Below are 9,832 nucleotides of genomic sequence, written 5' to 3' on the forward strand. Positions count from 1 at the left end.
GCCGCGATCGGCGCGATCGCCGCCGGCGATCCGGCCGATGTCAGGGCGCTGGCGTCCACCTCGGGCAGGCTCGGAAAGTCGGCGTTCACATCGCCGGTCGAGGACTTTTACCTGACCAACCCCGTCGCGCGCGCATCGGCCGTCATGGCCGAATGCTCCCAGCTTGCGCGCGGCACGATGCGCGAAGCGGCCGAGTGAGCGGACGACAGGACCGGACCCATGTTTGAAACCCACGTTCTGCCGGGCATTTTGATCCTTGCCCACTCGCTGGCGCTGCTGGTCGTTCTTTTGGTCTTCACCGCGTTCATCCTTTACGCCGACCGCAAGATCTGGGCCGCCGCGCAGAGCCGCAAGGGTCCTAACGTGGTCGGCCCGTTCGGCCTGCTGCAATCGTTCGCCGACCTTTTGAAGTTCGTCATCAAGGAGCCGATCATCCCCTCGGGCGCCAACAAGGGCATCTTCCTGCTCGCCCCGCTGGTGTCGGCCGTCCTGGCGCTGGTGGCATGGGCCGTGATCCCGGTTCAGCAGGGCTGGGCGGTCGCCAACGTCAATGTCGGCATCCTGTTCGTCTTCGCCGTCTCGGCGCTTGAGGTCTACGGCGTCATCATGGCCGGATGGGCGTCCAACTCGAAATATCCGTTCCTGGGCGCGCTGCGATCGGCGGCGCAGATGGTCTCCTACGAGGTCTCCATCGGCTTCGTCATCGTCACCGTGCTGCTGCTCGTGGGTTCGCTGAACCTGACCGACATCGTGCTCTCCCAGAAGGACGGGATCGGCACCTGGCTCGGCCTGCCCAACACCTTCCTGGACTGGCACTGGCTCGGCCTGTTTCCGATGTTCGTGATCTTCTTCATCTCGGCGCTGGCCGAGACGAACCGGCCGCCCTTCGATCTTGTCGAGGCCGAGTCCGAACTCGTCGCCGGCCACATGATCGAATATTCCTCGACCCCCTACATGCTGTTCATGCTGGGCGAATATATCGCCATCCTTCTGATGTGCGCGCTCACCGTGATCCTGTTCATGGGCGGATGGCTGCCGCCGTTCGATTTCGCGCCCTTCACCTGGCTGCCGGGCGTGTTCTGGTTCATGTTCAAATTGTGCCTGGTCTTCTTTGCGTTTTCGATCGTCAAGGCGATCGTGCCCCGCTATCGCTATGACCAGCTCATGCGCCTTGGCTGGAAGGTTTTTCTGCCCATATCCCTGTTCATGGTGGTTGCGACCGCCGCCTTCCTCAAGCTGACGGGCTGGGCGTGAGGAACGCGACAGGGAACCGGAGAGCAAATCGATGAGCACATTCGCGCAGGCCGCAAAATCGCTCCTTCTGGCCGAATTCGTCAGCGCCTTCTTCCTGGCGATGCGCCGCTTCGTGGCGCCCAAGGCGACGATCAACTACCCGCACGAGAAGGGCAAATTGTCGCCGCGCTTTCGCGGCGAGCACGCGCTGCGCCGCTACCCGAACGGTGAGGAGCGCTGCATCGCCTGCAAGCTGTGCGAGGCGATCTGCCCGGCCCAGGCCATCACCATCGAGGCCGGCCCGCGCCGCAATGACGGCACGCGCCGCACGGTGCGCTACGACATCGACATGGTCAAATGCATCGATGGCGGCTTCTGTCAGGAGGCGTGCCCGGTCGATGCGATCGTCGAGGGGCCGAACTTCGAGTTCGCCACCGAGACCCGCGAGGAACTTTACTACGACAAGGAAAAACTGCTGGCCAACGGGGACAGGTGGGAACGCGAGATCGCCCGCAACATGGCGCTCGACGCCCCCTACCGCTGACGGGCCGGCCAAAATCAACATATGGCCGGGCGCTCGACCGAATGCGCCTAGCCGACCAGCGCCGGGCCTGCTAGAGCGCAGCCGGCACATCACGGATCGGGGAAACGCATGCTGTTGACAGGCCTCGCAGCGGCATTCTTTTATATGTTCGCGTTCATCGCGGTGGCGAGCTCCGTCATGGTCGTCGTCGCCCGCAATCCGGTCCATTCGGTCCTCTATCTGATCCTGACCTTCTTCAACGCAGCCGCCCTGTTCGTGCTGACGGGCGCCGAGTTTCTCGGCATGATCCTCTTGGCCGTCTATGTCGGCGCGGTCGCCGTCCTGTTCCTGTTCGTGGTCATGATGCTTGAGGTCAACCGCGCCTCGGGGCGCCAGGGCCTGGCCCGCTACGCGCCCGTCGGCGTCCTGATCGGGACCGTCATCGCCGCCCAGCTTCTGATCGTCGTGGTCGGCCAGTCCCTCGCCATCGCGCCGCCCGGCGTGGCCGAACTGCCGATGCCGGACCCGCAGGTCCGCCACAACACGGCCGCGCTCGGCGACGTGCTCTATACCGACTATGTCTACTTCTTCCAGATCGCCGGCCTGGTGCTGCTGGTCGCCATGATCGGCGCCATCGTTCTGACGCTGCGCGACCCCCGTCCGCACGTCAAGCGCCAGGACATCGCCGTCCAGGTCGCCCGCGATCCGCAAGAGGCGATCGAACTGGTCGACATCGACAGCGGCAAGGGGCTGTAGGCCGTGTGGACAGGTAGGGTTTGGAGCAAGGTATGAGGCAAGACCGGCCAGGTCCAGGCGCAAGGCCGCACGAGGGGTTGTCCCCTTTCAAGGTTTTGCAACGCGGAGATGGCCGGTCCCGGATCGTGGTCCGGGACAAGCTTTGGCCATATCCCTTCGGGACGCGGCGGATTTCGCCCCCGGCTGCGTTGAAAGGCCCTTGTGGCGGGCGACGCCATGGCGGCCTTTCCGCCGTGTCGGCGGTGCCATCCGATACGCGCCTTGCCCGAAACCCGACTGTCCACATCGGCTGAAACCTGTCATGACCATCACCATCGCCCACTTCGTGACCGTCTCGGCGCTGATGTTCGTCATCGGCATCTTCGGCATCTTCCTCAACCGGAAGTCGGTCATCGTGATCCTGATGAGCATCGAACTGATCCTGTTGTCGGTGAACATCAACTTCATCGCCTTTTCGGCGCATCTGCAGGATCTGGTCGGCCAGGTCTTCGCGCTGTTCGTTCTGACCGTGGCCGCCGCCGAGGCCGCCATCGGGCTTGCCATTCTCGTCGTCTTCTTCCGCAATCGGGGCTCGATCGCCGTTGAAGACGTCTCCATGATGAAGGGCTGACCGCTCCCATGTATCACGCCATCGTCTTTTTGCCCCTTCTGGGCGCGCTCATTGCCGGCTTCGGCGGCCGCGCGCTGGGGGCCAGGGCCTGCGAGTACATCACCTCCGGCTTCCTCGTCGTCGCGGCGGTCCTGAGCTGGATCGCGCTGATCACGGTCGGCTATTCGGAGGCCGATGCGCGCTCCGTGCAGGTGCTGCGCTTCATCGCCTCCGGCAATCTGGACGTGAACTGGGCGTTCCGCATCGACACGCTGACCGCCGTCATGCTGGTGGTCGTCACGACCGTCTCCTCGCTGGTGCACATCTATTCGATCGGCTACATGCACCACGACCCGCACCGGCCGCGCTTTTTCGCCTATCTGTCGCTGTTCACCTTCGCCATGCTGATGCTGGTGACGGCCGACAATCTGGTGCAGATGTTCTTCGGCTGGGAGGGCGTCGGTCTCGCCTCCTATCTGCTGATCGGCTTCTGGTACAAGAAGGCCTCGGCCAACAACGCCGCCATGAAGGCCTTCATCGTCAACCGTGTCGGCGATTTCGGCTTCATTCTGGGCATATTCGGCGTGTTCGTGCTGTTCGGATCGGTCAATTTCGACACGATCTTCGCCAATGCGGCCGCCTTCGCGCCGGTCGACGGCGAAGCCCCGCAGGCCGCGCAGGAAGTTCTGCTCACCTTCCTGTGGATGGACCTGACCGCCGGCGAGGCGCTGACCGTCGTCTGCCTGCTCCTGTTCCTGGGCGCGATGGGCAAGTCGGCCCAGTTCCTGCTGCACACCTGGCTGCCCGACGCGATGGAGGGGCCGACGCCGGTCTCCGCGCTGATCCACGCCGCGACCATGGTCACCGCGGGCGTCTTCATGATCGCGCGCCTGTCGCCGATCTTCGAGTTTTCGCCCGATGCGTTGACCGTCATCACCATCGTCGGCGCGATCACCGCCTTCTTCGCGGCCACCGTGGGGCTCGTCCAGAACGACATCAAGCGCGTGATCGCCTATTCGACCTGCTCGCAGCTGGGCTACATGTTCGTCGCGCTGGGCGTGGGTGCCCATGGCGCGGCCATGTATCACCTGTTCACCCACGCCTTCTTCAAGGCGCTCTTGTTCCTGGGCGCGGGCTCGGTCATCCATGCCGTTTCCAACGAGCAGGACATGCGCAAGATGGGCGGGCTCAGAAAGCACATCCCGATGACCTACTGGATGATGATCATCGGCACGATCGCGCTGACCGGCGTCGGCATTCCCGGCACTTATATCGGCACGGCCGGCTTCTTCTCCAAGGACGCCATCGTCGAGAGCGCGTTCGTCGGCCGCAACGCGGCGGCCGGCTTTGCCTTCGCCATGCTGCTGATCGCCGCGGTCATGACCTCCTTTTATTCCTGGCGGCTGATCTTCATGACCTTTCACGGCAAGCCGCGCGCCACCGCCGATGTGATGCACCATGTCCATGAATCGCCCCCGGTCATGCTGGTGCCGCTTTATATCCTCGCCGTCGGCGCGCTTTTTTCGGGCTATGTCTTCTATTCGTCCTTCGTCGGCCACGGCCATCACGCCGGCTGGTACAACGACTTCTTCCGCACCGCCCTGTTCGCGGGGCCCGACAACCGCATTCTCGAAGAGTTCCACAAGGTGGATTTCTGGGTGAAGGCGAGCCCGGCGGTGGCCATGCTGACCGGCCTGGCGCTGGCATGGTACATGTATATCCGCGCGCCGGAGGCGCCGGCCGCGCTTGCCCGCCAGCATCCCGATCTCTACCGGTTCCTGCTCAACAAATGGTACGTCGACGAGCTTTATGACTTCATCTTCGTCGAGCCGGCAAAGCGCCTGGGCACCTTCCTTTGGAAGCGCGGGGACGGCTGGCTGATCGACGGTTTCGGCCCCGACGGCGTGGCCAGGCGCGTCACGGACGTCACCGGCCGCGTCGTCAGATGGCAGACCGGCTATCTCTACCACTACGCCTTCGCCATGATGATCGGCATCGCCGCGCTCATGACCTGGCTGGTGCTCGGAGGCACGCTGTGATGTCCGGCATGCCGCTCCTGTCGCTCGTCACCTTCCTGCCGCTGGTGGGTGTCCTGACCATCGTCTTCATCTCCGATGAAACGGAGCTGGGCCTGCGCAACATCCGCATGGTCGCGCTTTTGACGACCATCTTCACCTTCCTCGTCTCGCTTTTGATCTGGGCCGGGTTCGATCCCTCCAATCCCGGCTTCCAGTTCGTCGAGGAGGCGGCCTGGCTCGGCGGCGGCCTGACCTACCGAATGGGCGTCGACGGCATCTCGATGCTGTTCGTCATCCTGACCACCTTCCTGATGCCGATCTGCATCCTGGCGAGCTGGGAGGCGATCAGGGAGCGGGTAAAGGCCTATATGCTGGCCTTCTTGATCCTCGAAACGCTGATGATCGGCGTCTTCTGCGCGCTCGACATCGTGCTCTTTTACGTCTTCTTCGAGGGCGCGCTCATTCCGATGTTCATCATCATCGGCGTGTGGGGCGGCAAGCGGCGCGTCTATGCGTCCTTCAAGTTCTTCCTCTATACGCTTCTGGGCTCGGTGCTGATGCTGCTGGCGATCATGGCGATGTTCTGGGAGGCGGGCACCACGTCGATCCCCGAGCTTCTGGCCCATGATTTCCCGCCCCGGATGCAGTTCTGGCTGTGGCTGGCCTTTTTTGCCTCCTTCGCCGTCAAGATGCCCATGTGGCCGGTCCACACATGGCTGCCGGACGCGCATGTGGAGGCGCCGACGGCCGGCTCGGTGATCCTGGCCGGCATTCTCCTCAAGCTGGGCGGCTACGGCTTCATCCGCTTCTCGCTGGCCATGTTCCCGCTGGCGTCCGCCGATCTGGCCTGGCTCGTCTTCCTTTTGTCGGTGATCGCCATCGTCTACACCTCGCTGGTCGCGATGATGCAGGACGACATGAAGAAGCTGATCGCCTATTCGTCGGTCGCCCATATGGGCTTCGTGACGATGGGCATCTTCGCGGCGAACGTGCAGGGCGTCGAGGGCGCGATCTTCCAGATGCTCAGCCATGGCCTCGTCTCGGGCGCCCTGTTCCTGTGCGTCGGCATCGTCTACGACCGGCTGCACACGCGCCGGATCGCCGCCTATGGCGGGCTCGTGCACAACATGCCCGCCTACGCCGTCGTCTTCATGGTCTTCACCATGGCCAATGTCGGCCTGCCGGGCACGTCTGGTTTCGTCGGCGAGTTCCTGACGCTGATGGGCATGTTCCGGGTCAACACCTGGTTCGCGCTGTTCGCGGCGACCGGCGTCATCCTGTCGGCCGGCTATGCGCTGTGGCTCTACCGCCGCGTGATCTTCGGCGCGCTCGAAAAGGAAACGCTCAAATCCCTGCTTGATCTGTCCGCGCGCGAGAAGGTGCTGCTCTACCCGCTGGTGGTCCTGACCATCTTCTTCGGCGTCTATCCGGCGCCGGTCCTCGATGTGATCGGCCCGTCGGTGGAGGCGCTTCTGGTCGATTACCGGGCCGCGCTCGATGCGGCCGAGGCGGCCGGCGGCATCGCCGCGCAGATGAACTGAACGGACCCGATACGATGACCGCACAGGAACTCGCACAAAGCCTCGTCATCGCCGCGCCCGAGCTGATGATCGCCGTCGGCGCCATGGCGCTTTTGATGGTCGGCGTCTTCGTGCGCAAGGAAAGCGCCAACGCCATCGTCACCTCGCTGACGGTCGCGCTGCTCGTTGCCGCGCTCGGCTGGATGGTCTTCTTTGCGCCCACGGGCGCGGCCTTCGGCGGCGCCTTCGTGCACGATGCCTTCACCGTCTTCATGAAGATGCTCGTGCTGACCGGCTCCATCGTGGCGCTCGTCATGTCGGTCGGCTTTGCGCGCGAGGAGAAGTTCGACCGGTTCGAGTTCCCGATCCTGATCGCGCTCGCAACGCTCGGCATGATGCTGATGGTGTCGGCCGACAACCTTCTGGCGCTCTACATGGCGCTCGAACTCCAGTCGCTGGCGCTCTACGTGATCGCCGCCATCAACCGCGATTCGATCCGCTCGACCGAGGCGGGCCTGAAATATTTCATCCTCGGTGCGTTGTCTTCGGGCATGATGCTGTACGGCATCTCGCTGATCTACGGCTTCACCGGCCATATCGACTATGGCGCGATCGCCGCCGCTGTCGGCGGCGGGGAGCGCTCGCTCGGCCTTCTGTTCGGCTTGGTCTTCCTGCTGGTCGGGCTCGCCTTCAAGATTTCGGCCGTCCCGTTCCACATGTGGACGCCCGACGTCTATGAGGGCGCGCCGACGCCGGTGACGGCCTTTCTCGCCGCCGCGCCCAAGATGGCCGCCATGGCCCTGCTGGTCCGCGTCGTCATGGAGGCGTTCCAGCCGGTCACCGACGACTGGCAGCAGATCATCGTCTTCATTTCGATCGCCTCGATGGTGCTGGGCGCGTTCGCCGCCATCGGCCAGCGCAACATCAAGCGTCTGATGGCCTATTCGTCCATCGGCCATATGGGCTACGCGCTGGTCGGCCTCGCCGCGGGCACGGCGGCGGGTGTCCAGGGCGTCATACTCTATATGGCGATCTACCTGGCCATGACGCTGGGCGCCTTCGCCTTCATCCTGGCCATGCGCCGCAAGGACGAAGGCAATGTCGAGCAGATCACCGATCTGGCCGGCTACGCCGCCAGCAGCCCGCTCATGGCCTTGATCCTGACCGCCTTGATGTTCTCGCTGGCCGGCATTCCGTGGCTCGCCGGCTTCTTCGCCAAATGGTACGTCTTTCTCGCCGCGGTCGAGGCGGGGCTCTGGCCGCTCGCCATCATCGGCGTGCTGGCATCGGTCGTCGGCGCCTATTATTATCTGCGCATCGTGAAGATCATGTGGTTCGACGAGGCGCGGGCCCGTTTCGTCGCGCCGGCCGGCGAGTTGCGCCTGGTCATGGGCGCGAGCGGCGTGTTCGTGCTTGGCTATATCGTCTTCGGCGGGCCGATCGCGGCCTATGCGGAAGTCGCCGCGCGGACGTTTTTCTGACGCATGGTCGAGGCCGACCTCTTCCAGCCGATCCCCGGCTTGCCCGGGTGGCGCGCCGCCCATCTGCCGTCCACCGGATCGACCAGCGCCGACCTTGCCGCCCTGGCCGGGCGCGGGGCGGCCGGCCAGGGGCGCCTGTGGCTCACCGCCGGCCAGCAGACCGCCGGCCGCGGCCGCCGCGGCCGCCCATGGGCCTCGCCGCCGGGCAATTTCTTCGGCTCGTTGCTGCTGGTCGATCCCGCGCCCGCCGACCGCATGGGCACCCTGCCGCTGGTGGCCGGGCTCGCCGCCCGCGACGCCATTGCCGGCGAACTGGGAGAGGACGGGCCTGCGGTGACGCTCAAATGGCCCAACGACGTTCTCGTCGATGGCGCCAAGTGCTGCGGCATTCTGCTGGAGCGGCTGGCGTTGCCCGACGGCCGGCCGGCCGTGATCGCCGGATGCGGCGTCAACATCGTCGCCCACCCGCCGGACACGCCCTATCCGGCGACGCATCTGCGCCGGTTCAACGCGCGGGCGGGATTTGCCTCGCTGTTTCACCGGCTGGCCGGCGCGTTCGCCGAAACCCTTGCGCTTTGGGCGCGGGGCACCGATATCGGCGCCGTCCGCGCCCGCTGGCTGGACCATGCCTCCGGCATCGGCGGCCCCCTGACGGTCCGGCTCGAAAAGACCGTCCACACCGGCATCTTCTCCGATATCGATCCCGGCGGGCGGCTCGTCTTGCGCCTGGCCGACGACACTTCTAAACGCTTTGCCGCAGGCGATGTGTTCTTCCATTGACAGCGCCGGCCGCCAATGCCGGCCCGTGCCGCAAGACGGCAGAGGACGCCCATGAGTGAACTGGTTTTCGTGCCGCTGGGCGGCGTTGGCGAGATCGGCATGAATCTCGCCCTTTACGGCTTCGGGCCCAAGGGCGGGCGGCGATGGCTGATGGTCGATTGCGGCGTGACCTTTCCCGGCCCCGACCTGCCGGGCGTGGATCTGGTCCTGCCCGACATCCGTTTTGTCGAGGCCGAGCGGGAGAACCTTGTCGGCATCGTCATCACCCACGCCCATGAGGATCACTACGGCGCGCTCCTGTCGCTCTATGGCCGCCTTTCGCCGGATGGGTCCATGCCCGTTCACATGACCCCGTTCTGCGCCGGCATGCTGGAAGCCAAGGCGCGGGGCGAGGCCGGGGCGCCCGCGATACCGTTCGCCATCTATGATGGCGGCTCGCGCTTTTCGGTCGGCCCGTTCGACATCGAGGCGATCGCGGTGACCCATTCGATCCCCGAGCCGGTGTCGCTCGCGATCCGCACGCCGGCGGGGCTGGTCCTGCACACCGGCGACTGGAAGCACGATGTCGACCCGGCGCTCGGCCCTTTGACGGACGAGGACCGGTTCCGCCAACTGGGCGAGGAGGGCGTGCTGGCGCTGATCTGCGATTCCACCAATGCCATGCGGGACGGGGAGTCGCCCTCCGAGCGGCAGGTCTCCGAGGGCCTTGCCGGGGTGATCGAAAAGGCGACCGGCCGCGTCGCCATCACCACCTTCTCCTCCAATGTCGGGCGCATCAGGTCGATCGCGTTGGCGGCGCAGGCGGCCGGGCGCCGCGTGCTTCTGATGGGCCGCTCGATCAAGCGCGTCGTCGATGTGGCGACCGATCTTGGCTATATGGACGGGCTCGACCCGTTCCTGTCCGAGCACGAGTTCGCCTCTGTGCCGCGCGA

Annotated in this window: 10 protein-coding genes; all 10 read left to right on the plus strand. The window is 65.1% G+C overall.

All coding sequences use genetic code 11. The features are described from left to right. The coding region (locus tag AC5E6L_RS11115) for a hypothetical protein (protein ID WP_491773298.1) at positions 1-198 on the plus strand (198 nt) is incomplete at its 5' end. Between the two features lie 21 nt (positions 199-219). Beyond that, positions 220-1,254 (plus strand): NADH-quinone oxidoreductase subunit NuoH, encoded by a 1,035-nt coding sequence (nuoH, locus tag AC5E6L_RS11120; protein ID WP_491773300.1) that lies wholly within the window; start codon positions 220-222, stop codon positions 1,252-1,254. Positions 1,255-1,285: 31 nt separating this feature from the next. After that, positions 1,286-1,777, plus strand: a complete 492-nt coding sequence (gene nuoI / locus AC5E6L_RS11125; RefSeq protein WP_491773302.1) for an NADH-quinone oxidoreductase subunit NuoI — start codon at positions 1,286-1,288, stop codon at positions 1,775-1,777. A gap of 111 nt (positions 1,778-1,888) precedes the next feature. Then, a complete protein-coding gene (locus AC5E6L_RS11130) occupies positions 1,889-2,512 on the plus strand; it encodes an NADH-quinone oxidoreductase subunit J (RefSeq protein ID WP_491228609.1) in 624 nt (207 codons plus the stop codon). Between the two features lie 301 nt (positions 2,513-2,813). Next, complete coding sequence (nuoK, locus tag AC5E6L_RS11135; RefSeq protein WP_491228604.1) at positions 2,814-3,122, plus strand: NADH-quinone oxidoreductase subunit NuoK; 309 nt, start codon at positions 2,814-2,816, stop codon at positions 3,120-3,122. An 8-nt stretch (positions 3,123-3,130) separates the two neighbouring features. Beyond that, the gene (nuoL, locus tag AC5E6L_RS11140; protein WP_491773304.1) at positions 3,131-5,140 is read left to right on the plus strand and encodes an NADH-quinone oxidoreductase subunit L; all 2,010 of its coding nucleotides are present in this window, start codon (positions 3,131-3,133) and stop codon (positions 5,138-5,140) included. Next, a complete protein-coding gene (locus AC5E6L_RS11145) occupies positions 5,140-6,660 on the plus strand; it encodes an NADH-quinone oxidoreductase subunit M (protein WP_491773306.1) in 1,521 nt (506 codons plus the stop codon). Before nuoL ends, AC5E6L_RS11145 begins: the two co-directional genes overlap by 1 nt. A gap of 14 nt (positions 6,661-6,674) precedes the next feature. Then, entirely contained in the window at positions 6,675-8,120 is a 1,446-nt protein-coding gene (nuoN, locus tag AC5E6L_RS11150; protein ID WP_491773308.1) for an NADH-quinone oxidoreductase subunit NuoN, read from the plus strand. Positions 8,121-8,123: 3 nt separating this feature from the next. Continuing rightward, on the plus strand, positions 8,124-8,900 hold the full coding sequence (locus AC5E6L_RS11155; RefSeq protein ID WP_491228600.1) for a biotin--[acetyl-CoA-carboxylase] ligase: 777 nt from the start codon (positions 8,124-8,126) through the stop codon (positions 8,898-8,900). Positions 8,901-8,951: 51 nt separating this feature from the next. Next, on the plus strand, positions 8,952-9,832 hold an 881-nt coding region (locus tag AC5E6L_RS11160), incomplete at its 3' end, for a ribonuclease J (RefSeq protein WP_491773310.1).

The sequence above is a fragment of the Roseitalea sp. genome, assembly GCF_984466335.1.

What these genes read in the sequence shown, in the direction of transcription:
- AC5E6L_RS11145 (WP_491773306.1), top strand. Translation starts at nt 5,140, where the DNA reads ATGTCCGGCATGCCGCTCCTGTCGCTCGTCACCTTCCTGCCGCTGGTG.
- nuoL (WP_491773304.1), top strand. Translation starts at nt 3,131, where the DNA reads ATGTATCACGCCATCGTCTTTTTGCCCCTTCTGGGCGCGCTCATTGCC.
- nuoN (WP_491773308.1), top strand. Translation starts at nt 6,675, where the DNA reads ATGACCGCACAGGAACTCGCACAAAGCCTCGTCATCGCCGCGCCCGAG.
- AC5E6L_RS11155 (WP_491228600.1), top strand. Translation starts at nt 8,124, where the DNA reads ATGGTCGAGGCCGACCTCTTCCAGCCGATCCCCGGCTTGCCCGGGTGG.
- nuoH (WP_491773300.1), top strand. Translation starts at nt 220, where the DNA reads ATGTTTGAAACCCACGTTCTGCCGGGCATTTTGATCCTTGCCCACTCG.
- nuoK (WP_491228604.1), top strand. Translation starts at nt 2,814, where the DNA reads ATGACCATCACCATCGCCCACTTCGTGACCGTCTCGGCGCTGATGTTC.
- nuoI (WP_491773302.1), top strand. Translation starts at nt 1,286, where the DNA reads ATGAGCACATTCGCGCAGGCCGCAAAATCGCTCCTTCTGGCCGAATTC.